Source organism: Paraburkholderia phymatum (genome assembly GCF_038900715.1).
In the GTDB taxonomy this organism is placed as follows: domain Bacteria; phylum Pseudomonadota; class Gammaproteobacteria; order Burkholderiales; family Burkholderiaceae; genus Paraburkholderia; species Paraburkholderia phymatum_A.
The window spans coordinates 1-25,200 of sequence record NZ_JAYMRZ010000030.1; the positions used below are offsets into that span (position 1 = coordinate 1).

Here is a 25,200-nt window from a genome sequence, read left to right on the forward strand (position 1 = left end):
CCCGACAGCGTCATGGTCGTGACAGGCGACCCGCTGCCGGGCCGTGGACAACCCGCGGCCTTCATGGAGGATCAACAGTGAATTAAACCCAACTGCAGAACTGTCCGTCGAACCGGGTCAACCTCATAACCACCGCAAGCCATCGGCGACAAAAACGGCACGAGGCTCACGCCCGCGTGCCGTTTTTTCGTTGGGAGGCTGGCAGCGCGCCAGCCCCGGATCGCCGAGTCAAGCGGGCATCAAGCGGGCTTGCGCGCCTGACCCAGCGACTCCGCCTTCGCGCCGCCGACAGCAAACAGGCCATTGCCGAGCAGCGACTGCACGACGAGCGTGACGGCCCAGAACGCCGGATACTCCCAGCCGCCGTGCGGCGACGCAAAGCCCCAGCCGTTCGGCAGATGCACGGACAGCGCGCCGAGCATGAACGGCAGCAGCACGAGCGCGACCCAGCGCACCTGCACGCCGAGCAGCAACGCAATCCCGCCAAACAGCTCAACGAACGTCGTCACGTAGGCGAGCCAGCCCGGAAAGCCGATCGACACGAAGAATTGAGCCGCGCCCGGCAGCGTGAAGACGAAGATCTTTTGCAGGCTGTGCGCCAGATACAGCACGCCCAGCGCGACGCGCAGGATCGTGGCGGCGAGATCGGCTTTGTTGCTCGCGGTCGGGTTCATGTCGGTTCCTTGGTGATGGTTTGACGGCGCGGAGTGCGCCGTCGATGGAACGGACTTTATTCGAACCGATGTGTCGGAAAAATCGCCTCCCCGGCTTAGATTAATTCACAGTAAGAACGAATCAACCGACGGCTGCCCACAGGCGCTTCAGGTCGAGGTGCGCGGCGAGCGTATCGGCGAGCCGCTCCAGCGACGCCTCGCGCAGCGCGGGATAGTCGACCGGCTCGGCGTTCGCAAGCCCTGCCCACGCGAGCAGCGACGCGCACGCGGCAGGCGTATCGAAGAGACCGTGCACGTACGTCGCGAGAATCTGGCCATCGGCGGAACGGGCGCCGTCGGGACGTGAGCGGCCAGACGCGTCGTCGAGCAGCAGCGCGGGCGCGTCGAGCGCGGGGCCTTGCGTCTCGCCCATGTGGATCTCGTAGCCGGCGATGTCGGCCGCATCGGTGGCATCGGTGACATCGAACGCGGCGAGGCGCCCCGTCACGTTCCTGAGCGTCTTGTCGCGCGTGAGCGTCGTCGAGAAATCGAGCCAGCCGAGTCCGGCGACCGTCGCGGGCGGCCCTTCTACGCCGTGCGGGTCCGCGACTTCGCGCCCGAGCATCTGCATGCCGCCGCAAACGCCGATCACGCGCCCGCCGTAACGCAGATGTCGCTCCAGCACGGCATCCCAGCCCTGCGCGCGCAGAAACGCCAGATCGCCCTGCACGTTCTTCGAGCCCGGCAGGATGATCAGATCGGCGGGCGGCGGCGCGCTGCCCGCGCGCACGTAATGAAAGTCGACTTGCGGATGCGCGCGCAGCGCATCGAAATCCGTGTGATTGCTGATGTGCGGTAGCGCGGGCACGACGACGCGCAACGTCCGCGCGGCGTCGCCGGCGTGCGTGGCGCGCAGCTCGCGCGGCAGCATGTCTTCGGCATCGAGCGTGAGGCCGTGCAGATACGGCACGACGCCGAGCACGGGCTTGCCCGTCTTCGCTTCGAGCCATTCGAGCCCCGGCTTCAGCAGACCGACGTCGCCGCGAAAGCGGTTGATGACGAAGCCGCGCACGCGCGCCTGCTCGCTTTCGGAGAGACAGGCGAGCGTGCCCGTCAGATGCGCGAACACGCCGCCGCGATCGATGTCGGCGACGAGCACGACGGGGCAATCGACGGCTTCCGCAAAGCCCATGTTCGCGATGTCGCGCTCGCGCAGATTGATTTCGGCGGGACTGCCCGCGCCTTCGACGAAGATCGTGTCATACGCCGCCTTCAGGCGCGCATACGACTCGAGCACCGCCTCGAACGCGATGGGCTTGTAGTCGTGATACGCGCGCGCGTCGAGATTCATGCGCGCCTTGCCGTGGATGATCACCTGCGCGCCGCGGTCGCTCGTCGGCTTGAGCAGCACGGGGTTCAGATCGGTGTGCGCGTCGATGCCCGCGGCCACCGCCTGCAGCGCCTGCGCACGGCCGATCTCGCCGCCGTCGACGGTCACAGCGCTGTTGAGCGCCATGTTCTGCGGCTTGAACGGTGCGACCCGCGCGCCCGCGCGCCGCGCGAGACGGCACAGCCCGGCGACGAGCGTGCTCTTGCCTGCATCGGAGGTTGTGCCCTGGATCATCAGCGTGCCGTGGGGCACGTTCGCGGATAGATCGAAGGGCACGTCGCACGCTTCGCTCGAAGCGGAACAAAAAGCGGACACGGTGGCCATGTGCGCAGCCGGTGGAAGGGAAGCACGCATTATCCCATCGTGCTTGGAAGCGCGCGCTTTCGTCACGGCACATGCGTGCACTGTCGGTACAATCACGCGATGATTTCCCGCGACCTCACCTTCGTGCTCGGCGGCGCGCGCTCGGGCAAGAGCCTGCACGCCGAACGGCTCGCGACCGCGAGCGCGCTGCCCGTCACCTATGTTGCGACCGCGCGGATCGGCGATGCCGAGTTCGCCGAGCGCGTCGCGCGCCATCGCGAGCGGCGGCCTGCGCATTGGGCGCTGCTCGAAGCGCCGCTCGACTTGCCGCAAGCGCTCGCGTCCATCGATCGGCCGGGGCAATGCGTGCTGATCGACTGCCTGACGCTGTGGCTCGCGAACCTGCTGTGCCCCGCCGACGGCTCGCCGCCGCTCGACGATTACCTCGCGCGTTTCGCAATGCTCGAAGAAACGCTCGCACAAGCGCGCGCGAAGGTCATCGTCGTCAGCAACGAGATCGGGCTCGGCGTCGTGCCGCTCGGCGCGGCGACGCGTCTTTACGTCGACGAACTGGGACGGCTCAATCAGCGCATCGCCGCCATCAGCACGCGGGTCACGATGATGGTCGCGGGCCTGCCTCTGCATCTGAAAACGGCGGACCACTCATGATGCTGCTGTCACTGCCTCTCGTTGCGACACTGGCGACGGCATCCGTCGCCATCGACCGATGGTTCGGCGAACCGCGCCGCGCGCATCCGCTCGTCGGCTTCGGCAAGCTCGCAGCGAAACTCGAAGCCGCGCTCAACACGGGACGGTGCGGCCGGCTGCTCGGCATGCTCGCGTGGCTGCTGGCCGTCGTGCCGCCCGTTCTCGTCGCGACATGGCTCGTGCTGGCGCTGCCGTTCGTGCTGGCGTGCGCGGTGCACGTCGCGCTGCTTTACTTCGCGCTCGGCGCGCGCAGCCTGCACGATCACATCGCGCCCATCGGCCGCGCGCTCGCGAGCCGCGATCTCGCGCAGGCGCGCGTGCTGACGTCGCGCATCGTCTCGCGCGAAACCTCGCACGCGGACGAGGGCGCGCTGTCGCGCGCAGCCGTCGAGTCGGCGCTGGAAAACGGCAACGACGCGATCTTCGGCGCGCTCTTCTGGTTCGCGATTTTCGGCGGACCGGGCGCGCTCGCGTTTCGTCTCGCGAACACGCTCGATGCGATGTGGGGTTATCGGACGCCGCGATATCTGCGCTTCGGCTGGGCGGCCGCGCGTTTCGACGATGTGCTGAACTGGCTGCCCGCGCGCCTCACCGCATTCGGTTACGCGTTGCTCGGCGACACGCGCACCGCGCTGCAATGCTGGCGCGAACAGGCGCCGCGCTGGGACAGTCCGAACGCGGGGCCCGTGATGGCCTCCGGCGCGGGCAGCCTCAACGTGCTGCTGGGCGGCGCGGCTGTGTATCACGGCGTGATAGAACAGCGTCCCATGCTCGGCGCGGGCCACACGGCGAGCGCGCGGCATGTCGAGGCGGCGCTGATGCTCGTCGAGCGGACCGTCATTCTGTGGCTCGCCGTCTTCATCGCGCTCGCACTTTTGAGCGTGCCGTTTCAGGGCTAGACGATGACGCGATCCGTTCAGCACGGCGGCAACCTGCACGAAGCAGCACGCCGTTACGCAATCCCCTATGACGCCTGGCTCGATCTGTCGACGGGCATCAATCCGCATGGCTACCCAGTGCCGCCCGTTCCCGCCGATGCATGGCGGCGTCTGCCCGATAGCGACGATGGTTTCGCGGAACGCGCGGCGCGTTACTACGGCGCGCCCGATGCATCACATGTGCTGCCCGTCGCGGGGAGCCAGGCGGCGATCCGCATGCTGCCGCTCGTGCTCGAACGCGGCACTGTCGGCATTGTGCCTTTGACGTACGGTGAATACGCGCCCGCATTCGCGCGCGCCGGGCATCAAGTGGCGGCGCTCGACGTCGCGCGTTCGATGTTGCCCGATGACATCACGCATGCCGTCGTCGTGAATCCCAACAACCCGACAGCCGAGCATGTGAGCGCTGCGCAGCTGCTGCAATGGCATGAAGCATTGCGCGCACGCGGTGGCACGCTGATCGTCGATGAAGCGTTTGCCGATTCGATGCCTGCACAATCACTTACTGCCTGCACCGATCGCGAAGGACTCGTCGTGCTGCGCTCGCCGGGCAAGTTCTTTGGCTTGGCCGGCGTGCGCGCGGGCTTCGTGCTCGGCTGCCCTCGCCTGCTCGAAGCGCTCGACGAAGCGTTGGGCGCGTGGACCGTCAGCGGTCCGGCGCGTCATGCGGTGAGCGCCGCGTTCGCCGATACGGCGTGGCAGCACGCGATGCGCGAACGGCTTGCGCACGACAGCACGCGTCTCGTCGCGCTTCTGAAAACGCAAGGGTTCGACGTGCATGCGACGCCGCTCTTCGCATGGATCGCCGACCCGCGCGCCGCGCAATTGCATCGCGCGCTCGCGCAACAAGGCGTATGGACGCGGTTCTTCGCCGAACCCGCGAGCGTGCGCTTCGGGCTGCCCGCAACGGAAGCGCAGTGGCTGCGCTTCGAAGAAAGCCTTCACGCGAGCATGGCAGCGCTATAAAAACGACGCGATCAAAACGATGCAACCAGCCCGACGATTCCGCGCGCTGAGCGCCGCATTCGCGCTCGCCTCAATGCTGCTACATGCGAACGCGAACGCAAGCACACCAATCACCGTCACCGACGACACCAATACGCCCGTCACGCTCTCTCAACCCGCGCAGCGCGTGATCAGCCTCGCGCCGCATGTGACCGAGATGATCTACGCGGCGGGCGGCGGCGCAAAGCTCGTCGGCGCGGTGAGCTATAGCGACTATCCGCCCGAAGCCAAACAGCTGCCACGCGTCGGCGACAACAAGTCGCTCGACCTCGAACGCATCGTCGCGTTGAAGCCCGATCTGATCGTCGTCTGGCGTCATGGCAATGCGCAGCGCCAGATCGATCGCTTGCGCGAAATGCATATCCCGCTCTATTTCAGCGAGCCGCATCATCTCGACGATATCGCCGTTGCGTTGACGAAGCTCGGTCAGTTGCTCGGCACATCGCAAGCCGCCGATGCGGCAGCGCGCGCCTGGCGTGACGACATCGCCAGCTTGCGCGCACGGTATTCGACGCAGCCGAGTGTCAGCGTGTTCTATCAGGTATGGGACGAGCCGCTGATGACGCTCAACGGCGAGCACATGATCAGCGACGTGATCGCGCTATGCGGCGGCCGCAATGTATTCGCGAAGCTGGAACCGCTGGTGCCGACGGTTTCGACGGAAGCCGTGCTGGCCGCGAATCCGGAAGTCATCGTCACGGCCGCGCCCGGCGAGACGAAACCCGACCGGCCTCTGCCTTCGCTCGACAGATGGAAGGCATGGCCGGGCATGACCGCCGTCGCGCGCAACAACCTCTTTGCAATCGACGGCGATCTGATCAACCGCCCCGCCCCGCGTCTCGCGCAAGGCGCGGCGCAACTGTGCAAGGACCTCGATATCGCGCGCTCGCGCCGGCCGAATCGTTGAAGCGGAACCTGAGCAGAGCGTCAGGCGTTCCAGCGCACCATCGACCAGTCGTGCGTGACGTCGTCGCGGCGCAACCAGACGCAACCCGACATGTCGAGCGACCATTTCAGGCAACGCTCGACGGGCAACCCGAGCACCGTCGCCGCGATCACGCGCATCACGCCCGCATGCGTGACGACATAGGCAGGCGACAGTTCGCGCGTCTGCTGGAGTGCGTCGAACCATGCGCGCACGCGGCTCACGAACTGCTCGACGCTTTCGCCGCCATGCGCACGCGCGCCTTCGAAGTCGTTCGCCCATGCGTCGATCAACGCGCGATCGATATCGTTCCAGCGCTGCAGCTCCCACGTGCCGAAGTCCATTTCCTTCAGGCTGTCGTCGCAGCTATACGCACAGCCGAAGTTCGCGGCGAGCGCGGCGGCCACCGACGCGCAGCGCGTAAGCGGACTCGACAGCAGCACGCGCGGCGCGGGCACCTGCAACGTCGCGAGACGCACGGCCAGCGCGGCCGCCGACGCTTCCGGCGCACCGGCGAGCGCCACGTCGCTCTGGCCATAGCAGACGCCTTCTTCGACGTCGACGGCCGGGTGACGGATCAGAACGATATCCATGCGAGCCCTACTAAATAGATGGCCAGTTCGAAGATCTGCTGGGCAAAGCCCAAACAGTCACCCGTATATCCGCCGATGCGCCTGACGAAATAGCGGCCCAGCGCAATGCGCAGCACGACCAGCACGAGCAGCGCGATGCAACCGGCCCGCCATTGCGGCCAGAAGAGCCACGGCATACCCAGTAAGATAGCGCAGCAAAACGCATTGCGGGACATGCGCTGCGCGACGGGTTTCGCCTTGCCTTCCGTGCGGACGTAGTCGAGCGTGACGAGATAGCTGATCGCGCATGCGCGGCTTGCCGCATGCGCCGCGATCATCAGCCACGCTGCGCGCAGCGGCGGCAATGACGCGAGCGTTTGCCACTTCAGCGCGAGCGCGATCATCAGCGCAATCGCGCCGAATGCGCCGATGCGCGAGTCGTGCATGATGCGCAGCGTATCTTCACGCGTATATGCGCCGCCGAACGCATCGACGCAATCGGCCAGTCCGTCTTCGTGGAAGGCGCCTGTGACGAGCAGCGTCGTCGCCATCGAAAGCAGCACGGCCACGCCCGTTGGAAAGATGCGCAGCGCAGCCATGTACACGACCGCGCCCGCCGCGCCGACCAATGCGCCGACGAGCGGAAAATAGCGTGCCGCCGCGTTCAGATAATGCGGCTCATAGCCGACCCAGCGCGGCACGGGCACGCGCGTGAAGTAACCGAGCGCCGTGAAGAAATAACGCAGTTCATTCATCGCTGGTCGTCGCTCGCGGTTCGCTCTTCACGGTTCGCTCTTCACGGTTCATTCTTCACAGTTTATTCGCACGCCCTGTTCATGCGCGCACGGCATCACGCGTCGCGCTGCGCGACACCCGCCGATTCGAAGCTCGCCATCTCGTTGATGAACGCGACGGCCGCGCGCAGCAGCGGCATCGCGAGCGCCGAGCCCGTGCCTTCGCCAAGACGCAGGTCGAGCGCGAGCAGCGGCGCGGCGCCGAAGTGATCGAGCATGCGCCGGTGCCCCGCCTCGTTCGACGCATGCGCAAATACGCAGTAGTCGCGCACGGCGGGCGCGAATGCCTCGGCGACCAGCAACGCCGACGACGCGATGAAACCGTCGACGACAATCGTCATGTGCGCTTGCGCCGCCGCGAGATACGCGCCCGCCATCATCGCGATCTCGAAACCGCCGAACGTCGCAAGCACATCGAGCGGATTGTCGGGCGCAGGGTGATACGCGAGCGCCGCCGCCAGCACGTCGCGCTTCTTCGCGAGGCCGGCGTCGTCGAGACCCGTGCCGCGCCCGACGCATTCGTCGATGGCGATGCCGCACAACCGGCTCATCAAACACGCAGCCGACGACGTGTTCGCGATCCCCATCTCGCCGAAGCCGATCACGTTGGTGCCGAGCGCCGCATGATGACGCACGCGCTCCGCGCCCGCGCGCATCGCGGCGAGCGCTTCGTCGCGCGTCATCGCCGGTTCTTTCGCGAAGTTGCGCGTGCCCTTGCCGATGGGTATGTCGACGAGTTTTTCATGCGGCGCGAAATTGTAGGCAACGCCCGCGTTCACGACTTCGAGCTCGAGGCCCGCGACGCGGCTGAACGCGTTGATCGCCGCGCCGCCCGCGAGAAAGTTCAGCACCATCTGCGCGGTCACGGCTTGCGGATAAGGACTCACGCCCGCGTTCGCGATGCCGTGGTCGGCGGCGAAAACGATCATCGCGGGACGCACGATCGCGGGCCGCGTCGTCCGCTGGATCATGCCCATCTGCAACGCGAGCGCTTCGAGCTGACCGAGGCTGCCGGGCGGCTTCGTCTTCAGATCGATGACGCGTTGCAGCTCGACGCGCAGCGTTTGATAAAGCGGCTCGACAACTGGCAGGTCGGACAAAGCGGGCAGTGAGGTGGTCATGTTCGTATCTGCTTGAAGTGTCTAAATGAAGTGTCTAAATGAAGTGTCTGCATGAGGTCTCTGCAAAGGGCATCTGCAAAACGTATCTGCGTTTGAGGCGCGGTTCATGCAGGGTCCGTGCGAGCCGATGGACGCGTTGCCGGAATCAGCGCTTCGTCGTCGCCGTCGCAGATCAGCACGAGCGGATAGCCGAATGCGCGGCTCGCGAGCGATGGTGTCAACACCTCGCGCACGAGTCCCGCATGCGCGGCGCCATTGCCTTCGAGCAGCAGCGCATGCGTCGCGAAACGCCGCGCGAGATTCAGATCGTGGCACGAGAACATCACTGTACGCCCGGCGCTGCGCGTCCATGCGTTCAACGCTTCAAGACAATCGATCTGATGATGCAGGTCCAGATGCGCGAGCGGCTCGTCGAGCAGCAGCAACGGCGCGTCCTGGCACAGCACGGCCGCGAGCGCGACGCGCTGGCGCTCGCCGCCCGACAGCGACAGCACATCGCGCGAAGCGAAACCGGCGAGACCGAGCGTATCGAGCGCCGCATGCGCAGCCGCACGGTCTTCGTCGCGCTCCCAACCCCAGCCGGCCAGATGCGGAAAGCGGTTCAGCAACACGATATCGAGCACGCTCGCGCTGAACGCATCGTGCGACGCTTGCGGCATCAGCGCGCGGCGCTGCGCGAGCAGCGCAAGCGGCCATTCGTTCACACGCAAACCATCGAGCTCGACATGACCTTTTGCCGGATGCAGAAGGCCGGCGAGCGTCGAAATCAAAGTGGTCTTGCCCGCGCCGTTCGGTCCGGCGATGCACCAGACTTCGCCCGCATGGAACGTATGCGTGAAATCGTCGAGCAGCGTGCGCGCGCCCGCGTGCAATGTCAGCCGGTCGGCGTGCAGCGTGAGTTCAATTGCGGCGCGTGCGTTCATGCGCGCCTCCGCCGCAGCAGCATCCACAGAAACACGGGCACGCCCGTCAATGCCGTGATCACGCCGACGGGCAACTGCGCGGGCGCGATCACGATGCGCGCGACCAGATCGGCGCCCATCACGGCGACGCCGCCGCCGAGCGCGGACGCGGGCAGCAGCATCCGCTGGTCGTTGCCGAACGCGAGTCGCAGCATGTGCGGCACGACGAGCCCGACGAAGCCGATCGTGCCGCCCGTCGTCACGGCCGCCGCGGCCGCCAGCGATGCGACGAGATACACGCGCAGCCGCGCGCGCATCACGGGCACGCCGAGCGCCTGTGCCGCTGCATCGCCGCGCAGCAGCACGTTGAGTTGCGGCGCGGCGGGCACGATCGCGATCAACGCCACGCACAATGCGCCAAGCGCGAGCCATGGCATGCCGCCGCCGTTCAGGTCGCCCGTGAGCCAGAACAGCATGCCGCGCAAACGGCTGTCGGGTGCAACGGTCAGCAGCAGCGTGATGATGGCGCCCCACCCCGCCGCGATCACGGCGCCCGTCAGCAGAAGACGCGGCGACGCGTCCTGCGGCTCGCCGCGCCACAACGCACCGCGCGCGAGGCCGAGCACGAGCAAAATCGATGCGAACGCGCCCGCGAAAGCGGATACATCGACGATCCACCATGCGCAGCCCGCGATCATCGCGACGAGCGCGAAACTCGCTGCGCCGCCGGACACGCCGAGCACATACGGCTCCGCGAGCGGATTGCGCAACAGCACCTGCAACAACGCGCCCGCGAGCGCGAGCAGCGCGCCGCATCCGAAGCCCGCGAGCGCGCGCGGCAGACGCAGCGTGCGAACGATCTCGATACCGAGATCACCCGCTGCGTCGTGCGACGGCAGCAATGCAGCGAACACGCGCAACGGCGCGACGCTCACGCTGCCCAATGCGAGCGACGCGACGAACACGACGAGCGCGGCAGCGCCGAGCGCAGCCCAGATCGCGAGCGCGCGCTTCGCGCTCATGCTTCGCGCTACATGAATGCGCTGACGTGGCACGGCGCCGTTCATCGCGCGTTACTGCTGCTGCCAGCCAAGCGTGATGTACGCGCCGCGCCGCGGCGTGTTGTACGTGTAGGCGAGTTCATAGTCCTTGTCGAAGAGATTCTGGATCTGCGCGGCCACATACCATGCCTTCGTGATGCGATAGCGCGCGGACAGATTCACGATGCCATAACCGCCGAGCGGCGTGCCGCCGTCGACGCGCTCGCCGCTCAGAATCCACTCCCCGCCCACGCGCCAGCTGCCGATATTGCGGTTCGCGGTAAACGACGCGAAGTGACGCGCGCGCCGGTTCAGATCGGTGTGCGTGTCTTCGTCGACGGGATTCTGGAACGTCACGGCCGCGCGCACATCCGTCCTGCCGACATGTCCCGCCCACGATCCTTCGATGCCCTGCACCTTCGCATGGCCGACGTTCTCTGCAACGTAGATGCCCGGTGTCGTCTGCACGTAGTCGATCAGGTTCGTGTAGCGCGTCTCGAACGCGGTGAGCTTCATCAGGCCCAGCGCATCCGATGCGTACTGCAACGCCGCCTCGACGGAATGACTGCGCTCCGGCTGGATCAGCGGATTGCCGCTGAACGGGTAGTACAAGTCGTTGAAGCTCGGCGCGCGAAAAGCATCGGACCAGCTTGCAGTCGCCTTCCAGTGCTCGTCGAAGTCGTAGCCATAGCCGAGATAGTAACTGTTGGCCCCGCCGAAATCCGAGTACTGGTCGCGCCGCACATTCGCCTGAATCTGGCTGTTGCCCAGGCGCCCCGAGTAGCCCGCGAACACCGAGTTCACGTGGCGGTCGGGTGCCGTGTACTGATTCGAATCGAGCGTCTGGTCCAGATGCTCATAGCCGATCTGCAGCTTGTGATCGCGCGCAAACATCAAATCGTTCTGCCACGTGTACTGACGGTTGTCCGAATCGTAGCGGTACAGATAGTCGCCGTTGAGGGCCGTGTTGCTGCGATCGTTGCCCGTCGCGGCGATAAGGTGCGTCGTCCACCAGTCGGTGAGCCTGCCGTTCGCGAACGCGGACACCATCTGCACCTTGCTGTGCAGATTGTTCTGATCGGTGGGCAGACCGAACGGATTGTCGAAGCTGTCGTTGCCGTTCGACTGGAAATAGCGCAGGCCCACGTCCCATCGCTCGTCGAACCTGTGACGCAGCGACGCGCTCACGCTCTCGTTGAAGTAGCCGTTCGCGTTCGGATTGACGGGCGCGAGCGCGGGATCGATCGACGAGAAGCCGTCCGTCTTCGCGCGCGCGAGCGTGACGCTGAAGGTGGTCTTGCCGTCCTTGTCGAGCGCGCCGTCCACGCCTGCCGCTTGCCGCTGCGTGTGATAGCTGCCGTATTCGACCTCGAAGTGAAAGCGCGGCGGATGATTGCCGCCGTCCTTCGTGAATACCTGCACCACGCCGCCGATCGCGCCCGAGCCATACAGCGCCGACACATTGCCGTTGACCACTTCGACATGATCGATCTGGTCGAGCGGAATCTGCTCGAGCTGCGCGCTGCCCTGGCTCACCGAATCGACGCGCACGCCGTCGATCAGCACGAGCGATTGCGTCGCCGACGCGCCGCGCAGAAAGAGACTCGACGTCGAGCCGGGGCCGCCGTTGCGCACGATCTGCGCGCCGGGCGCGAGTTGCAGCAGACCGGGCAGATCGCGTGCCGTCGTATCGGCGATGTCCTGCGCGTCGAACAATGTGGTCTGCGGAATGGCATCGGCGAGACGTTGGGCGCCGCGCTCGGCTGTGACCACGATCGGCGAGAGCGTCGGCGCATCGGGGCCGGCATCCGTCGAGAGGGTCGCGGCAGAGGGCTTCGACGAAGGCTTCCCGGCGCCGCTGTCAGGTTGATCCGTCGTCGCGGCGGAAGAGTCCGCGTGTTGATCGGGAGGTTGCGCCTGGGACTGCGCCTGGGACTGCGCTTGAGACTGCGCGTCGGTCTGAGCGCAAGCGGCGGACGGCGCACACGAGAGTGCGTATGCAAGGACGGCAGGCGCAACGTACGGCGCACGCGCAACGCGCGGGAACAGCGGGGTGAGCATCGAAAGAGTCCTGTGGGCCTATGCGCGGCCCGCTCCTCGTGGGCCGTTGCCTGTCCAAGGGGCGACGCGCCCCTTGCCTCTGGCCGGTATCCGGGCTGACGACGTGCCGACCCGCCTTCCCGCGCGCGACGCGCAGTGGCTTCTCGCACGGCGTTCGAACACATGGACGGCTCGACGCGTGCATGGGGTCGACCTGCAGGAACTGCGGTCGTTGTACCGTTGCGAGGACAGCGCAGGTTGGCTCGTCCGGGAGGACTTTGCTCCCTGCTTCCCGTTTAACTGCGCGCGGCGCGATACCGTGCGCGGGCACCAAAGTGCCGCAAGTGTAGAAGTGGCGAGCAAACGCGTCAAGAAACGCGGGACATCGTACGAATGTCCAAAGGGGAGATGTTAAAAAAGCCCCTTTTTAAGGGGTAAAAATGCGTTAAATGCGGCCGGGCACCTGGATAATGCGGCATTAACGCGCTACTGTTACGTCTCGAAACGAGACAAATGTCCGAGCGTGCGACATTCCGCGCTAGAATGCCATGTCTTTAGAGGACGCAGCACATGCTCACCGAACTCGAAACACTGTCACAGAACATCGGCCGGCTGATCGAGATCAGCCAGCGCTATAACGAGGCGCGCATCGCGCTCGAAGAACAGCTTGCGCAAGCGCATGCCGAATGCGAATCCACCCGCGCAGAACTCGAACAGATCCGTGAAGAACGCAACGCATTGCAGGCGGAGCGCGATGCGCTTTCCGCGAAGATCGACGACGCCCAGGTGCGTCTGAACGCGATCCTCGAAAAGCTGCCGCGCGCGCGTGGTCATAACGAGCCCGACAATCAACTCGATCTCCTCGCGCCCGAACAGCAGGCGCAGGCCAATCACGACGCGAATAACGACGCGACCCGCCAAGGAGAAAATGCATGAGCACGAAGCAGATCGAAGTGTCGATCCTCGGCCAGTCCTATCGTCTCGCCTGCTCGCCGGAAACGGAATCGGCGCTGCTCGAAGCGGTGGCGCGTGTCGACGCCGAGATGACGAAGATCCGTGCCAACAGCAGCGTGCGTGGCCAGGACCGTATCGCCGTGATGGCGGCACTGTCGCTGGCATCGGAACTGCTTAGGCTGCAAGCCAGCGTGCGCCACGGAGAATCGTTTCCCGCCGAGGAAATCCGGCGTACAATGCACCAGATGAACGAGCAGCTGGGCACTGTTATTCAACAGTACAGCGTGCAGTAAATGAATCGCGATGGGCTTGATTGACCGGCAATCAGGCCCATGTTGTAGAGCAAACGTTTTTCAGCTTCCCTGCCTGGTTCGCCAAGGTCATATATTCCTTGAACCAATGCTATGTGCACGGTTGCGGAAATTTGTAGCACGGGCGTGCGCGTCACTCAGTCTGATGTACCCGAAGTGCTGCTAACTGCGACCAATTCTGAACCTCAGGTTCAGGATGCCGGCCTAGCGGCTATGGCGGGGACCCAACAAACGGCATCGGACTTTGTCCGGTGCCGTTTTTCTTTGCGCGCGTGCCTGTGCGAGAACTGATCGGCAAAACCCCTCCCTCTTCTTCACGTTCAATCGACTCATGCGCTACTGGCTGATGAAGTCCGAACCGGACGAAGCAAGCATCGACGATCTCGCTAAGGCGCCGCAGCGCACGCTGCCCTGGACGGGCGTCCGCAACTATCAGGCGCGCAATTTCATGCGCGACATCATGAAGATCGGCGACGGCGTGCTCTTCTATCATTCGAGCTGCCCGGAGCCCGGCATTGCGGGCATCGCCGAAGTCTCGTCGACGCCTTATCCCGATCCGACCCAGTTCGATCCGAAGAGCGACTACTACGACGCGAAATCGACGCAGGAAACGCCACGCTGGACGCTCGTCGACGTCGTGTTCAAGAAGAAGATCCAGTTGATTCCGCTCGCCGAGTTGCGCGCGCATCCCGAGCTCGCCGACATGCGCGTGCTCGCGAAGGGCAACCGCCTGTCGATCACGCCCGTCACCGAAGCCGAGTGGGCGTTCATCACGAAGCAGCTTGCGAAGCAGGCCGCATGAGGGTCGATGGGCGGCGGACGCGGTTCTGTGCGTCTGTGCTTGAACGGCGCAGCATCGGGCCGCGCGCTCGCATTCGAAGCGATGCTCGAATGGACTCGGGGAACCAGTTGGCCCTTTCAAACGCCTAATCGCCCGCAAGCGCCATGCCACGAGCAAGTGTCGAACGATCGACGCAAGCCACGCCGTCGATGCATGCGCGCACAACCTGCTCAACGAAGGAGTCGAACAATGACGAAAAAATCCGCGCTCGTGTGGGCGCTCGCCGGCGCATGCGCGGCGCCCGTTGCGCTCGCGCCCATCGCCGCGAACGCGCAAACCGTTGTGCAGCAGTATCAGCCCGCGGGCGTCCTGTCGCTGAACGCGCAGGCGAGCGCCGAAGTGCCGCAGGACGTCGTCGATATCACGCTGTTCTACGAACAGGAAGCGAGCGATCCGTCGTCGTTGACGGGCACGCTGAACCAGCACGCCGACCAGGCGCTGCAAAAAGCCAAGGGCGTCGCGGGCGTGACGGCGCGCACGGGGGCGTTCTCGATCTATCCGTCGACGGACCGCGATGGACGCATCTCCGCATGGCGCGGCCGCACGGAGATCGTGCTGGAGTCGCACGACTTCGCGGCGGCGTCGAAGCTCGCGGGGCAACTGTCGTCGATCATGCAGGTCGGCAACGTGCAGTTCTCGCTGTCGCCGGAAGCGCAGCGCGCCGCCGAGCAAAAGCTGACAGGTCAGGCAATCGCGTCGTTCAGGCAGCAGGCCACGGCCGCCGCGCAGGCGTTCGGCTACAGCGGCTATTCGATCCGCGAAGTGAACGTCGGCCACGGCGGCGTGCCGCCGCGCCCGGTGATGATGATGAGCATGCGCGCCGACGGCAACAGCGCGAAGGCCGCCGCGCCCGTGCCCGTCGAAGGCGGCACGTCGACGGTGACGGTCAACGTGTCGGGATCGGTGCAGATGAAGTAACGCGCGCCAGGCGCAGTTGTCGACCGCAGTTGCCAGCTGGTACGAGCAAACGAAAACGCCACGGCATGCCGTGGCGTTTTTCATGTCCGCTGAACGGATGCGAACGTGACCCGACGCTCAGCTCGCGTTGACGGTTCGCGCAGCGTCGCGACGGTCGCGCCGATACGCCCACAGCAGCATCAGGATGCCCGCGATGATCATCGGCAGCGACAGCCATTGACCCATCGACAGACCGAGCGCCAGCAAGCCGAGGAAGTCGTCAGGCTCGCGAGCGAACTCGACCGTGAAGCGCGCGAGACCGTAGCCGATCAGAAACACCGCTGACGCCGCGCCGACGGGACGCGGCTTGCGCGTGAAGAACCACAGCACGAGGAACAGCACGACGCCTTCGAGCGCGATCTCATACAGCTGCGACGGATGGCGCGGCAGCATGTGATATTGCGCGAACACATCGACGAGATGCCATTGCGTGGCCTGTGCCGGATGCGCGGCGATCCAGCCCGCGTCTTCGTTCGCGGCGCCCGGGAACAGCATCGCCCACGGTGCATCCGGCGACGTCACGCGGCCCCACAGCTCGCCGTTGATGAAGTTGCCGAGACGCCCCGCCGCGAGCCCCGTCGGCACCATCGGCGCGACGAAGTCTGTCACCTGAAGCCATGTGCGCTTGCGCTGCCACGCGAACAGCACCATCGCGAGCGTCACGCCGAGGAAGCCGCCGTGAAACGACATGCCGCCCTCCCAGACCTTGAAGATGTCGAGGGGATGCGCGAAGTACCAGCTCGCCTTGTAGAACAGCACATAGCCCAGACGTCCGCCGAGGATCGTGCCGAGCACGCCGTAGAACAGCATGTCGTCGATATCCTTCGGAGTCCAGCCTTGCGCGGCGACATGCGGCAGACGCAGGCGCAGGCGGCCCACGACGATCGCCATGACGAAGGCGACCAGATACATCAGGCCGTACCAGCGGACGGCCAGCGGCCCCAGATGGATGGCGATGGGGTCGAAATTCGGGTGGATGTGCATCGTATCGTTATAGGGGTTCGTCGTTATTCAAGCGCATTGGACGCGCGCGGATATAAAGGGTTCGCAGCAGCAGATTCGCGGTGCTCTCCGTCGAGCGCATCGCCGCGTGCCGGCCGCTAGCCGGCGAGCACATCGGCATGCGCGCGCACGATGTCGATGAAACCGGCCAGCACGGGGCTCACCTCCGCCGTGCGCCACACGAGCCCCGTGACGACGGCGGGCACCGCTTCGCGCAGCGGACGATACACCACGCCCGTGCGCCGCAGGTTACGCAACGATTGCGGCACCAGTGCGACGCCTATCCCCGCTGACACAAGGCTTACGATCGTCTGCATCTGGATCGCTTCCTGGCCGATGCGCGGCGTGAGACCGGCCGCGCCGTAGCAATCCATAATGATGTCATAAAAGCCTGGCGCGAGACGCCTTGGGAAAACGACGAGCGGCGCGTCGCCGGCTTGCGCGAGGCTCAACGGCCTGTCGCGCCATTCAGCGGCACTCTGCGCGTCGCCTTCGATGCGCGCCGCCATCTCCGCCGACATCGCGATCACCAGCGGCTCGCGCGCGAGCGGCAGCCACGACAGTTGCGCCGCGTAGCGCGGCGGCAGCGGCCCGATCACGAGACCCGCGTCGATGCGCGCCGCCACCAGTTCGTCGATCTGCACATCGCTCGTCGCTTCGAGCAGTTCGAGCCGCACGCGCGGATGCCGCGCGCCGAACTCGCGCAACAGCGGCGGCAGGAGCCCGTAGTCCGCCGTCGACACGAACGCCAGCGACAACACGCCCGCCTCGCCGCGCGCAAGACTCTGCGCGAGCGGCCGCAGCCCTTCCGCGGCCGCGAGCAGGCGTCTCACCTCGGGCAGCAGATCCGCGCCGACGGGCGTCAGCTCGACGGAGCGCTTCGTGCGCGCGAACAGCTCGACGCCCAGCGTGTCCTCGAGCGCGCGGATGGCCTGCGACAGCGGCGGCTGCGTCATCGACAGCCGCGCCGCCGCGCGCCCGAAGTGCTTCTCTTCGGCGACGGTCACGAAATAGCGCAACTGACGGAGATCGGGAATCGCGGGCAGGCTCATTGATACATTTTACGACCTAATCGACGCTGAATAATATATTGGACATTCGTTTGCAGAAACTGCATTCTTGCGCGACGCGCCCGAACTAGACTTAAGAACCCGCGCCCGAACCGCCCTGAGCCCTTGCGCCGTCGCGGCAAGGGAGCACAGCGCGGCGCACGGATCAAAACACCTGGATGGAGCTCCCCATGCCGTACAACCGTCGTTCGAAGAACATCACGCAAGGCGTCGCGCGTTCGCCGAACCGTTCGATGTATTACGCACTCGGCTATCAGAAAGATGACTTCGACAAGCCGATGATCGGCGTCGCCAACGGCCACTCGACGATCACGCCGTGCAACGCCGGCCTGCAACGCCTCACGGATGCCGCCGTCGAAGCCGTCAGGCGCTCCGACGCGAACCCGCAGACCTTCGGCACGCCGACCATTTCGGACGGCATGTCGATGGGCACGGAAGGCATGAAGTACTCGCTCGTGTCGCGCGAAGTGATCGCCGACTGTATCGAGACCTGCGTGCAGGGCCAGTGGATGGACGGCGTGGTCGTGATCGGCGGCTGCGACAAGAACATGCCGGGCGGCATGATCGGCCTCGCCCGGATGAACGTCCCCGGCATCTACGTGTATGGCGGGACGATCAGGCCGGGCAACTGGAAGGGCACCGACCTGACCATCGTGTCGTCGTTCGAAGCCGTCGGCGAATTCACGGCGGGCCGCATGTCGCAGGAAGATTTCGAAGGGGTCGAAAAGAACGCATGCCCGACCACGGGCTCGTGCGGCGGCATGTACACGGCCAACACGATGAGCTCGTCGTTCGAGGCGCTCGGCATGTCGCTGCTGTACTCGTCGACGATGGCGAACCCGGATCAGGAGAAAGTGGATTCGGCGGCCGAGTCGGCGCGCGTGCTGGTCGAAGCCGTCAAGAAGGACCTCAAGCCGCGCGACATCATCACGAAGAAGTCGATCGAAAACGCGGTCGCGCTGATCATGGCGACGGGCGGCTCGACCAACGCCGTGCTTCACTACCTCGCGATCGCGCACGCCGCGGAAGTCGAGTGGACGATCGAGGACTTCGAGCGCATGCGCAAGAAAGTGCCCGTGATCTGCGATTTGAAGCCGTCGGGCAAGTACGTCGCGACCGATCTGCACAAGGCAGGCGGCATCCCGCAAGTGCTGAAACTCCTGCTCGACGCGGGCCTGCTGCACGGCGACTGCATGACGATCACGGGCAAGACGATCGCCGAAGAACTGAAGGACGTGCCAAGCAAGCCGCGCGCGGACCAGAACGTGATCTACCCGATCGACAAGGCGCTCTACAGCGAAGGCCACCTCGCGATCCTGAAGGGCAACCTCGCGGAAGACGGCGCGGTCGCGAAGATCACCGGCTTGAAGAACCCCGTCATCACGGGCCCGGCGCGCGTGTTCGACGACGAGCAGAGCGCGATGGAAGCGATCCTCGCCGACAAAATCAAGGCCGGCGACGTCGTCGTGCTCCGCTATCTCGGCCCGCAAGGCGGTCCGGGCATGCCGGAAATGCTCGCGCCGACTTCGGCGATCATCGGCAAGGGGCTCGGCGAATCCGTCGGCCTCATCACCGACGGCCGCTTCTCGGGCGGCACGTGGGGCATGGTCGTCGGCCACGTCGCGCCGGAAGCGTTCGTCGGCGGCACGATCGCGCTCGTGCAGGAAGGCGACTCGATCACGATCGACGCGCACAAGCTGCTGCTGCAACTGAACGTCGACGACGCGGAACTCGGTCGCCGCCGCGCAGCATGGAAGCAGCCGGCGCCGCGCTACACGCGTGGCGTGCTGGCCAAGTTCGCCGCGCTCGCGAAGCCGGCGAACAAGGGTGCCGTCACAGGCTGAGGCGCAAGCGCCGCTGGTGTCTCTGGACGCCGCAAGCGCTGCTTTCGCTGACGGAACGCAGCAACGCCGGATCGCTGTGAACGAACCCAGTACCATGCTTCGATGAACGAAGGGGCACACGGATCGCCGTGTGCCCCTTTGCTTTTATAATGCGTCCACCACAGGCCGGGCCCAGTCGCCGGCGGAGACCATAATGAAATCGAAGTCGTATGCGGCAGTCTTGCTGGCAGGCGCTTTGACACTCGCCGGCGCGGCGCGCGCGGAATCGGCCCCAGGCCTCGCGCTCGCACAGAAGGAGAACTGCATGAGCTGCCATTCGGTGACTCGGCAGTTCATGGGACCGGCGCTGCACGATGTCGCCGCCCGGTACGCGTCGCGCAGCGACGCATCGCATTACCTCGCACGCAAGATCCTCGAAGGCAGCGCGGGCGTCTGGGGCACCGTGCCGATGCCCGCGAACACGCAGGTCACGCCCGACGAAGCAGCGTCGCTCGCAAGCTGGATCATGACGCTCAAATAACGCATCTAGGCCGGATACGGCGTCGTGGATCGCGCGCCGGCGCGCGGATTAAAACATCGAATGGCGCGCGGATTAAAACGTCAAATGCCGCTTACTTGCCGTCCGCGCTCTTGCCGAGTTCTTCGCGGACCGCTTCGCGCACCCACCTCAGCATTTCCGTTTCGAGCGCAAGCGCGACTTCGCGCGTGATCTGGTTGACGAGCCACGTCGTGTGATCCTGAAACGCGTCGCGGCAACGCGCTTCGATCAGGTTGCGCCCCTCGCCTTTCAGATAGGTCGCGAAGCGTGCGCGCAAGCGTTCGGCGAGCACGTCCGCATCGTATTCGGGGGTATCGGCGGGTGTGTGGATGTGTTCGGTCGGCGCCGGCGTTGCGCCGAGGTCTGGCGGCGCGACATAGCGTTCAGCCGCCGATCCCGATGTGAACTCCGCTTCGCCCGGCACGAACTGCGCCGGCTCGCGCGCGGGCGCAAGCGCTTCGACGTGCGCGGCTTGCGGCGCATGCGCGCTCACTCCTTCGAGTTCGGGATGCATGGCCGGCTCGCCCGGCAGATCATCAAGCGCGGGTTCGTACACGGAATCGAGCACGGGCACATCGTCTTCTTGCGCGGACGGCTCCTGAGCGCTTTCATGTGTCGCTTCATGCGCCCCTTCATGCGCCGCATCATGTCCTTCTTCATGCGCATCATGATGCGCATCGTCATGCGCCGCTTCATGCCGCCGCGCATGCGAAGAATCGTGGCCATGTCCATGCCGCTTCGAGCGTTTCGTCTTCGCATGGGGATCGTGGCCCGTGGCCATCACATCGGTCAGAACGGGAATGTCTTGATCGGACGAGTCAGAAGATTGGGACACGAAAGCCTCCCTTTAAAGATCGGACGATGCGGTTCCGCGCGAATCGGACAAGACCGCGCATCGAGCGGACATGAACCGTCAGGCGCCCTGCTTGTAGTTGTTTAGAGCATAGCCGCGATCGCGATAGAAGCGGTAGCGCTCCCGGCCCGCGGCCAGTTCGTCGGGCTCGTTGCCGACGATTTCCAGCAGGCGTTCGAAGCGCGCGAACTGCGGCGGCACTGTCGCGCTCAGGTTCAACAGTATCTGATGATGGGGTACGTCGTCGAGCGACGACGTAAGCACGACGGGCGTTTGCGCCGCGAGCGGACTCTCCGCCATGCAGTGCGGCACGAAGTCGAGCGGGGAGAAGGTCCAGAGCTGCTCGTCGAATGCGCGCAGCCGTGGCGGCTCGGCCAGCACGATCAGCGGCTGGCCGGCCTGATACGCCTTGCGCACGAGACGGCACGCATAGAGCAGCGAATCGCCGACGTTCGAATGAAAGTCGATGCGGGTCATCGGCGAGCCTGCTTCATTGCTTCGTGCGCGCGGGAACTGCGATGCGTCATTGTGCGGCGCGGTCGATCAGGAACTGCGACAGCAACGGCACGGGACGGCCCGTTGCGCCCTTCGCCGCGCCGCTCTTCCATGCGGTGCCCGCGATGTCGAGGTGAGCCCACGGATACGCGTCCGTGAAGCGCGACAGGAAGCACGCCGCCGTCACGCTACCTGCAGGACGTCCGCCGATGTTCGCGATATCCGCGAAATTCGACTTGAGCTGTTCCTGATACTCGTCGTCGAGGGGCAGACGCCATGCCGGATCGCCCGCTTCCTTCGACGCGTCGAGCAGTTCGCCCGCCAGCACGTCGTCCTTCGAGAAGAGGCCGCTGTTGTGATGGCCGAGCGCGATGATGCACGCACCCGTCAGCGTCGCGATGTCGATCACGGCGGCGGGCTTGAAACGCTCCGCATAGGTAAGCGCGTCGCACAGAATGAGACGCCCTTCCGCGTCCGTGTTCAGCACTTCGATCGTCAGCCCCTTCATGCTGGTGACGATGTCGCCCGGCTTCGTCGCGTTGCCTGCGGGCATGTTCTCGCAGGTCGGAATGATGCCGACGACGTTCAGCTTCAGGCCCATTTCGGCGACGGCGCGCATCGTGCCGAGCACCGAGCCCGCGCCGCACATGTCGTACTTCATCTCGTCCATGCTGTCGCCGGGCTTGAGCGAGATGCCGCCCGTGTCGAACGTGATGCCCTTGCCGACCAGCACGACGGGCGCGGCCTTCGCGGAGCCGCCCTGATGCTGGAGCACGATGAATTGCGGCGGCTCGATGGAGCCTTTCGTGACCGAGAGGAACGAGCCCATTTTCAGCGCTTCGAGCTGCTTCTGGCCGAGCACTTCGACCTTCAGCTTCCAGTCCTTCGCGAGCTTCTTCGCGGCGTTCGCCAGATAGGTCGGCGTGCAGACGTTGCCCGGCAGGTTGCCGAGGTCCTTCGTCAGGTCCATGCCGTTCGCGAGCGCGACGCCCTGCTTCGCGGCGACCTTCGCGAGCTTTTCATCGGCGCCGTCGACGCTGAACACGATGCGCTTCAGCGCGCGCGCGCCGTTGTCCGGCTTGCTCTTCATCTGCGCGAACTTGTAGGTCAGCTCGCGCAGCGCGACGATCGCGGCGCGCACGGCCCAATCCGACGAGCGCTCCTTGACGGGCGCCTGGGCCAGCGTAAACGTGACCTGCGCGACCTTGGTGCCGAGGATTGCGCGCCATGCCGCGCGCACGGCGTCGCCGTAGGCTTTCTGCGTGAAGGCATCCTGCTTGCCGAGGCCGACCAGCAGCACGCGCGACGCGCCGATGCCCTGCACTTCATGCAGGAACACCGTGCTGCCGATCTTGCCGTCCATGTCGCCGGCCTTGACGATGCGCGTGAGCAGCCCCTTGGTGGCCGCGTCGATTTCCAGCGCTGCGCCCGACAGCGTCTGCGACTCGAACACGCCGATCACGACGCAATCCGATTTCCCGGTAAGGAATCCGTTGGTCGAGCCTTTGCTCCAATCACAGGCTTTTATGCTAAAGTCCATCGCGCTTGTCCTCGGATAAAATCTGGGCTTAGGATGAAAGCCGCAATTATCCGCTATTTTTCCCGCGGCGGCTGCACGGAAGGCGTGATGGGGCCCAACCCCGCCGTCCACCGGGGCGCGCCCTCTCCTCATCAACCATGATTTTTGAACGCTCCCTCCAGCGCGAACTGGCGTACACGGCTGGTGCCGTGTTCATGGTCCTGCTCACGCTGGTTCTGACGACGATGATGATCCGCATCGTCGGCTTCGCGGCATCGGGTGAAATCGATCCGCGCGACGTGCTCGTGCTGATCGGCCTCACGGTCATCGGCTATCTCGCGATCATGCTGGTCGCGACGCTGTTCGTGTCGATCCTGTTCGTGCTCACGCGCTGGTACAAGGATTCCGAAATGGTCGTGTGGCTCGCGTCGGGCGTGAGCCTCACGCGCTTCATCAAGCCCGTCGGGCTGTTCGCGACGCCCATCATCATTCTGATTGCATTCTTCGTGTTCGTCGGCTGGCCGTGGTCGAACCAGCAGAGCAAGCTGATCCGTGCGCGCTTCCAGCAGCGCGACGAAGTCTCGCTGCTCGCGCCGGGCCAGTTCCGCGAATCGGCCACGAGCCATCGCGTGTTCTTCATCGAGAAGATGTCGCCCGACCAGGGCCACGTCGAGAACGTATTCGTCACGAGCACGGAAAACGGCAAGCTGAACGTGGTCGTGTCGAAGAACGGCCACACGGAAACGCACAAGAACGGCGACCGCTTCGTCGTGCTCGAATACGGCCGCCGCTATGACGGCGAGCCGGGCCATCCCGACTTCCGCATCATGGAGTTCGAGCGATACGGCGTGAAGATCCAGAGCCAGCCTGTCGTCAGCACGCCGACCACGACGGGTACGCCCACACTCGACCTGTTCCGCGACCCGACGCGCCAGAATCTCGCCGAATTCGCGTGGCGCGCGGGCTTGCCGCTGATCGCAATCAACCTGATGCTGCTCGCCATTCCGCTTGCGCACCAGAATCCGCGCCGCAGCCGCACGATCAATCTCGTGATGGCCGTGCTGATCTATCTGACGTATTCGAATCTGCTGAACGTCGTGCAGTCGTGGATCGAGCAGGGCAAGATGTCGTTTGGCGTGGGGCTCGTGGGGCTGCATATCGTCGTCGCGCTGGTCGTCGCGTTCATCTTCTGGCTGCGGGTGCGCAACCGGCCGTTGTTCACGCGGGCGATGTTCGGCCGGGCTGCAAACACGCCGGCGCAGGGAGCGTGACCATGCGCATCTATGAAAAGTACTTCGCGCGGCAGGTCTACCTTACGTTCATCTTCATCCTGTTCGCGTTTTCGGGTCTGTTCTTCTTCTTCGACCTGATCAACGAACTGAACTCGGTCGGCCACGGCAACTACAAGTTCCAGTACGCGGTGCTGCGCGTCGCGTTGCAGACGCCGTCGCGCTTCTACGAAATCATTCCCGTCGCCGCGCTGATCAGCGCGATCTATGTGTTCGCGCAGATGGCGGCGAATTCCGAGTACACGATTTTCCGCGTGTCCGGTCTCGCGACGAACCAGGCGCTGCGCTCGCTGCTGAAAATCGGCATTCCGCTCGTGATCCTCACGTACATCATCGGCGAAGTGGTCGGCCCGTACACGGACCAGTTGTCGGAGCGCGTGCGCCTCGAGGCATTGGGCTCGTCGGTGTCGAGCAATTTCCAGTCGGGCGTCTGGGTGAAGGACACGCTGACGTCGCGCGCCGACGGCGAGCAGGTGACCCGCTTCGTGAACGTCGGCCAGTTGCAGCCCGATGCGACGATCACGAACGTGCGCATCTACGAGTTCGATTCGAAGTTCCGTCTGTCGAATGTGCGCATCGCGAAGTCGGGCAAGTATCAGCCGCCGGGGCATTGGGCGCTGACGGACGTCACGGATACGCAACTGATCGACGTCGCGCCCGACGCGGGCAAGCCCGCCGATGCGTTGAATCCCGTCTATCGCGCGAAGCAGGTGACGCTGCCCGAATACTCGTTGCGCTCGGAACTGACGCCGCAGATCCTGTCGGTGCTGCTGGTCGCGCCGGAGCGGATGTCGATGTTCAATCTGTTCCGCTACATCCAGCACCTGACCGAGAACCATCAGGACACGCAGCGGTATGAGATCGCGTTGTGGCGCAAGCTGCTGTATCCGTTCGCCGTGTTCGTGATGCTGGTGCTGTCGTTGCCGTTCGCCTACTTGCACACGCGCGCGGGCGTTGTGGGCATGAAGGTGTTCGGCGGGATCATGCTGGGGATGAGCTTTCAACTCTTCAACACGCTGTTCTCGCACATCGGTAATCTGAACACCTGGCCGGCGCCTTTGACGGCTGCGACGCCGGCGTTGTTGTATCTCGTGCTTGGGCTCGCTGGGCTCAAGTGGGTCGACCGGCACTAGCTG

The 25,200-nt window shown here is 65.1% G+C and carries 25 protein-coding genes, 1 other RNA gene and 1 riboswitch; of the genes, 13 read left to right on the forward strand and 13 right to left on the reverse strand.

Annotation, left to right across the window (positions count from 1 at the left end; genetic code table 11):
- Positions 1–239 precede the first annotated feature (239 nt).
- Both VSR68_RS36560 and VSR68_RS36565 read right to left on the reverse strand, forming a co-directional pair.
- Positions 240–674 carry a DoxX family protein gene (locus VSR68_RS36560; protein ID WP_090864590.1) on the reverse strand — a complete coding sequence of 145 codons (435 nt, stop codon included), beginning with the start codon at positions 672–674 and terminating at the stop codon, positions 240–242.
- A 121-nt stretch (positions 675–795) separates the two neighbouring features.
- Entirely contained in the window at positions 796–2,367 is a 1,572-nt protein-coding gene (locus tag VSR68_RS36565) for a cobyric acid synthase (protein ID WP_428983670.1), read from the reverse strand.
- Between the two features lie 99 nt (positions 2,368–2,466).
- Here VSR68_RS36565 and cobU point away from each other — a divergent pair, with 99 nt between their 5' ends.
- The 4 genes from cobU to VSR68_RS36585 are packed head-to-tail and all read left to right on the forward strand — an operon-like array spanning position 2,467 to position 5,904.
- On the forward strand, positions 2,467–3,015 hold the full coding sequence (gene cobU, locus VSR68_RS36570) for a bifunctional adenosylcobinamide kinase/adenosylcobinamide-phosphate guanylyltransferase (RefSeq protein WP_342944403.1): 549 nt from the start codon (positions 2,467–2,469) through the stop codon (positions 3,013–3,015).
- A complete protein-coding gene (cbiB, locus tag VSR68_RS36575; protein ID WP_342944404.1) occupies positions 3,012–3,953 on the forward strand; it encodes an adenosylcobinamide-phosphate synthase CbiB in 942 nt (313 codons plus the stop codon). Before cobU ends, cbiB begins: the two co-directional genes overlap by 4 nt.
- A 3-nt stretch (positions 3,954–3,956) precedes the next feature.
- Positions 3,957–4,958, forward strand: a complete 1,002-nt coding sequence (cobD, locus tag VSR68_RS36580; protein ID WP_342944405.1) for a threonine-phosphate decarboxylase CobD — start codon at positions 3,957–3,959, stop codon at positions 4,956–4,958.
- A 19-nt stretch (positions 4,959–4,977) separates the two neighbouring features.
- On the forward strand, positions 4,978–5,904 hold the full coding sequence (locus tag VSR68_RS36585; protein ID WP_342944406.1) for a cobalamin-binding protein: 927 nt from the start codon (positions 4,978–4,980) through the stop codon (positions 5,902–5,904).
- A gap of 20 nt (positions 5,905–5,924) precedes the next feature.
- Here VSR68_RS36585 and cobC read toward each other — a convergent pair whose 3' ends face one another.
- The 6 genes from cobC to VSR68_RS36615 all read right to left on the reverse strand — a co-directional run bounded on the left by cobC (position 5,925) and on the right by VSR68_RS36615 (position 12,412).
- Positions 5,925–6,515, reverse strand: coding sequence for an alpha-ribazole phosphatase (gene cobC, locus VSR68_RS36590; protein ID WP_342944407.1), 591 nt, complete (start codon positions 6,513–6,515; stop codon positions 5,925–5,927).
- A complete protein-coding gene (locus VSR68_RS36595; RefSeq protein WP_342944408.1) occupies positions 6,500–7,249 on the reverse strand; it encodes an adenosylcobinamide-GDP ribazoletransferase in 750 nt (249 codons plus the stop codon). The genes cobC and VSR68_RS36595 overlap by 16 nt, the downstream gene beginning before the upstream one ends.
- A gap of 95 nt (positions 7,250–7,344) precedes the next feature.
- Complete coding sequence (gene cobT / locus VSR68_RS36600; RefSeq protein WP_342944409.1) at positions 7,345–8,409, reverse strand: nicotinate-nucleotide--dimethylbenzimidazole phosphoribosyltransferase; 1,065 nt, start codon at positions 8,407–8,409, stop codon at positions 7,345–7,347.
- A gap of 104 nt (positions 8,410–8,513) precedes the next feature.
- Entirely contained in the window at positions 8,514–9,332 is an 819-nt protein-coding gene (locus VSR68_RS36605) for an ABC transporter ATP-binding protein (RefSeq protein WP_342944410.1), read from the reverse strand.
- Complete coding sequence (locus VSR68_RS36610) at positions 9,329–10,378, reverse strand: iron ABC transporter permease (protein ID WP_342944411.1); 1,050 nt, start codon at positions 10,376–10,378, stop codon at positions 9,329–9,331. Before VSR68_RS36610 ends, VSR68_RS36605 begins: the two co-directional genes overlap by 4 nt.
- Before the next feature lie 6 nt (positions 10,379–10,384).
- Positions 10,385–12,412, reverse strand: a complete 2,028-nt coding sequence (locus VSR68_RS36615) for a TonB-dependent receptor domain-containing protein (protein WP_342944412.1) — start codon at positions 12,410–12,412, stop codon at positions 10,385–10,387.
- A gap of 64 nt (positions 12,413–12,476) precedes the next feature.
- A riboswitch (cobalamin riboswitch) is annotated at positions 12,477–12,741 on the reverse strand.
- A 220-nt stretch (positions 12,742–12,961) separates the two neighbouring features.
- On the opposite strand from VSR68_RS36615, the gene VSR68_RS36620 reads away from it, so the two are divergent.
- The 5 genes from VSR68_RS36620 (at position 12,962) to VSR68_RS36640 (ending at position 15,415) form a co-directional block, all read left to right on the forward strand.
- Positions 12,962–13,327: an ATPase gene (locus tag VSR68_RS36620; protein WP_342944413.1), complete on the forward strand. Its 366-nt coding sequence runs from the start codon at positions 12,962–12,964 to the stop codon at positions 13,325–13,327.
- Entirely contained in the window at positions 13,324–13,638 is a 315-nt protein-coding gene (locus VSR68_RS36625; RefSeq protein WP_342944414.1) for a cell division protein ZapA, read from the forward strand. Before VSR68_RS36620 ends, VSR68_RS36625 begins: the two co-directional genes overlap by 4 nt.
- A gap of 63 nt (positions 13,639–13,701) precedes the next feature.
- A non-coding RNA gene (gene ssrS / locus VSR68_RS36630) (6S RNA) lies at positions 13,702–13,883 on the forward strand.
- 104 nt (positions 13,884–13,987) lie between these two features.
- Positions 13,988–14,458, forward strand: coding sequence for an EVE domain-containing protein (locus tag VSR68_RS36635; RefSeq protein WP_342944415.1), 471 nt, complete (start codon positions 13,988–13,990; stop codon positions 14,456–14,458).
- Between the two features lie 228 nt (positions 14,459–14,686).
- Positions 14,687–15,415 carry an SIMPL domain-containing protein gene (locus VSR68_RS36640; RefSeq protein WP_342944416.1) on the forward strand — a complete coding sequence of 243 codons (729 nt, stop codon included), beginning with the start codon at positions 14,687–14,689 and terminating at the stop codon, positions 15,413–15,415.
- Between the two features lie 117 nt (positions 15,416–15,532).
- Here the strand turns inward: VSR68_RS36640 and lgt are convergent, their stop codons facing one another.
- Together lgt and VSR68_RS36650 are read right to left on the reverse strand one after the other, a co-directional pair.
- The gene (gene lgt, locus VSR68_RS36645; protein WP_342944417.1) at positions 15,533–16,438 is read right to left on the reverse strand and encodes a prolipoprotein diacylglyceryl transferase; all 906 of its coding nucleotides are present in this window, start codon (positions 16,436–16,438) and stop codon (positions 15,533–15,535) included.
- A 116-nt stretch (positions 16,439–16,554) separates the two neighbouring features.
- On the reverse strand, positions 16,555–17,508 hold the full coding sequence (locus VSR68_RS36650) for a LysR family transcriptional regulator (RefSeq protein WP_342944418.1): 954 nt from the start codon (positions 17,506–17,508) through the stop codon (positions 16,555–16,557).
- A 188-nt stretch (positions 17,509–17,696) separates the two neighbouring features.
- Between VSR68_RS36650 and ilvD the strand changes: the two genes are divergently transcribed.
- Together ilvD and VSR68_RS36660 are read left to right on the forward strand one after the other, a co-directional pair.
- Entirely contained in the window at positions 17,697–19,370 is a 1,674-nt protein-coding gene (gene ilvD / locus VSR68_RS36655) for a dihydroxy-acid dehydratase (RefSeq protein WP_342944419.1), read from the forward strand.
- Positions 19,371–19,563: 193 nt separating this feature from the next.
- Positions 19,564–19,890, forward strand: a complete 327-nt coding sequence (locus VSR68_RS36660) for a c-type cytochrome (RefSeq protein ID WP_342944420.1) — start codon at positions 19,564–19,566, stop codon at positions 19,888–19,890.
- Positions 19,891–19,981: 91 nt separating this feature from the next.
- Here VSR68_RS36660 and VSR68_RS36665 read toward each other — a convergent pair whose 3' ends face one another.
- From VSR68_RS36665 to VSR68_RS36675, 3 genes are all read right to left on the reverse strand, one after another.
- Complete coding sequence (locus VSR68_RS36665) at positions 19,982–20,743, reverse strand: DUF2486 family protein (RefSeq protein WP_342944421.1); 762 nt, start codon at positions 20,741–20,743, stop codon at positions 19,982–19,984.
- 78 nt (positions 20,744–20,821) lie between these two features.
- Complete coding sequence (locus VSR68_RS36670) at positions 20,822–21,238, reverse strand: DNA polymerase III subunit chi (protein ID WP_342944422.1); 417 nt, start codon at positions 21,236–21,238, stop codon at positions 20,822–20,824.
- A 46-nt stretch (positions 21,239–21,284) separates the two neighbouring features.
- Complete coding sequence (locus VSR68_RS36675; protein ID WP_342944423.1) at positions 21,285–22,796, reverse strand: leucyl aminopeptidase; 1,512 nt, start codon at positions 22,794–22,796, stop codon at positions 21,285–21,287.
- A 137-nt stretch (positions 22,797–22,933) separates the two neighbouring features.
- Between VSR68_RS36675 and lptF the strand changes: the two genes are divergently transcribed.
- Together lptF and lptG are read left to right on the forward strand one after the other, a co-directional pair.
- On the forward strand, positions 22,934–24,046 hold the full coding sequence (gene lptF, locus VSR68_RS36680) for an LPS export ABC transporter permease LptF (RefSeq protein ID WP_342944424.1): 1,113 nt from the start codon (positions 22,934–22,936) through the stop codon (positions 24,044–24,046).
- 2 nt (positions 24,047–24,048) lie between these two features.
- Entirely contained in the window at positions 24,049–25,197 is a 1,149-nt protein-coding gene (gene lptG, locus VSR68_RS36685; RefSeq protein WP_342944425.1) for an LPS export ABC transporter permease LptG, read from the forward strand.
- Positions 25,198–25,200: the final 3 nt, after the last annotated feature.

Excerpts from the sequence above, each read along its gene's own strand:
- VSR68_RS36560 (WP_090864590.1), bottom strand. The coding sequence starts at position 674 with ATGAACCCGACCGCGAGCAACAAAGCCGATCTCGCCGCCACGATCCTG.
- VSR68_RS36565 (WP_428983670.1), bottom strand. The coding sequence starts at position 2,367 with ATGGCCACCGTGTCCGCTTTTTGTTCCGCTTCGAGCGAAGCGTGCGAC.
- cobU (WP_342944403.1), top strand. The coding sequence starts at position 2,467 with ATGATTTCCCGCGACCTCACCTTCGTGCTCGGCGGCGCGCGCTCGGGC.
- cbiB (WP_342944404.1), top strand. The coding sequence starts at position 3,012 with ATGATGCTGCTGTCACTGCCTCTCGTTGCGACACTGGCGACGGCATCC.
- cobD (WP_342944405.1), top strand. The coding sequence starts at position 3,957 with ATGACGCGATCCGTTCAGCACGGCGGCAACCTGCACGAAGCAGCACGC.
- VSR68_RS36585 (WP_342944406.1), top strand. The coding sequence starts at position 4,978 with ATGCAACCAGCCCGACGATTCCGCGCGCTGAGCGCCGCATTCGCGCTC.
- cobC (WP_342944407.1), bottom strand. The coding sequence starts at position 6,515 with ATGGATATCGTTCTGATCCGTCACCCGGCCGTCGACGTCGAAGAAGGC.
- VSR68_RS36595 (WP_342944408.1), bottom strand. The coding sequence starts at position 7,249 with ATGAATGAACTGCGTTATTTCTTCACGGCGCTCGGTTACTTCACGCGC.
- cobT (WP_342944409.1), bottom strand. The coding sequence starts at position 8,409 with ATGACCACCTCACTGCCCGCTTTGTCCGACCTGCCAGTTGTCGAGCCG.
- VSR68_RS36605 (WP_342944410.1), bottom strand. The coding sequence starts at position 9,332 with ATGAACGCACGCGCCGCAATTGAACTCACGCTGCACGCCGACCGGCTG.
- VSR68_RS36610 (WP_342944411.1), bottom strand. The coding sequence starts at position 10,378 with ATGAACGGCGCCGTGCCACGTCAGCGCATTCATGTAGCGCGAAGCATG.
- VSR68_RS36615 (WP_342944412.1), bottom strand. The coding sequence starts at position 12,412 with ATGCTCACCCCGCTGTTCCCGCGCGTTGCGCGTGCGCCGTACGTTGCG.
- VSR68_RS36620 (WP_342944413.1), top strand. The coding sequence starts at position 12,962 with ATGCTCACCGAACTCGAAACACTGTCACAGAACATCGGCCGGCTGATC.
- VSR68_RS36625 (WP_342944414.1), top strand. The coding sequence starts at position 13,324 with ATGAGCACGAAGCAGATCGAAGTGTCGATCCTCGGCCAGTCCTATCGT.
- VSR68_RS36635 (WP_342944415.1), top strand. The coding sequence starts at position 13,988 with ATGCGCTACTGGCTGATGAAGTCCGAACCGGACGAAGCAAGCATCGAC.
- VSR68_RS36640 (WP_342944416.1), top strand. The coding sequence starts at position 14,687 with ATGACGAAAAAATCCGCGCTCGTGTGGGCGCTCGCCGGCGCATGCGCG.
- lgt (WP_342944417.1), bottom strand. The coding sequence starts at position 16,438 with ATGCACATCCACCCGAATTTCGACCCCATCGCCATCCATCTGGGGCCG.
- VSR68_RS36650 (WP_342944418.1), bottom strand. The coding sequence starts at position 17,508 with ATGAGCCTGCCCGCGATTCCCGATCTCCGTCAGTTGCGCTATTTCGTG.
- ilvD (WP_342944419.1), top strand. The coding sequence starts at position 17,697 with ATGCCGTACAACCGTCGTTCGAAGAACATCACGCAAGGCGTCGCGCGT.
- VSR68_RS36660 (WP_342944420.1), top strand. The coding sequence starts at position 19,564 with ATGAAATCGAAGTCGTATGCGGCAGTCTTGCTGGCAGGCGCTTTGACA.
- VSR68_RS36670 (WP_342944422.1), bottom strand. The coding sequence starts at position 21,238 with ATGACCCGCATCGACTTTCATTCGAACGTCGGCGATTCGCTGCTCTAT.
- VSR68_RS36675 (WP_342944423.1), bottom strand. The coding sequence starts at position 22,796 with ATGGACTTTAGCATAAAAGCCTGTGATTGGAGCAAAGGCTCGACCAAC.
- lptF (WP_342944424.1), top strand. The coding sequence starts at position 22,934 with ATGATTTTTGAACGCTCCCTCCAGCGCGAACTGGCGTACACGGCTGGT.
- lptG (WP_342944425.1), top strand. The coding sequence starts at position 24,049 with ATGCGCATCTATGAAAAGTACTTCGCGCGGCAGGTCTACCTTACGTTC.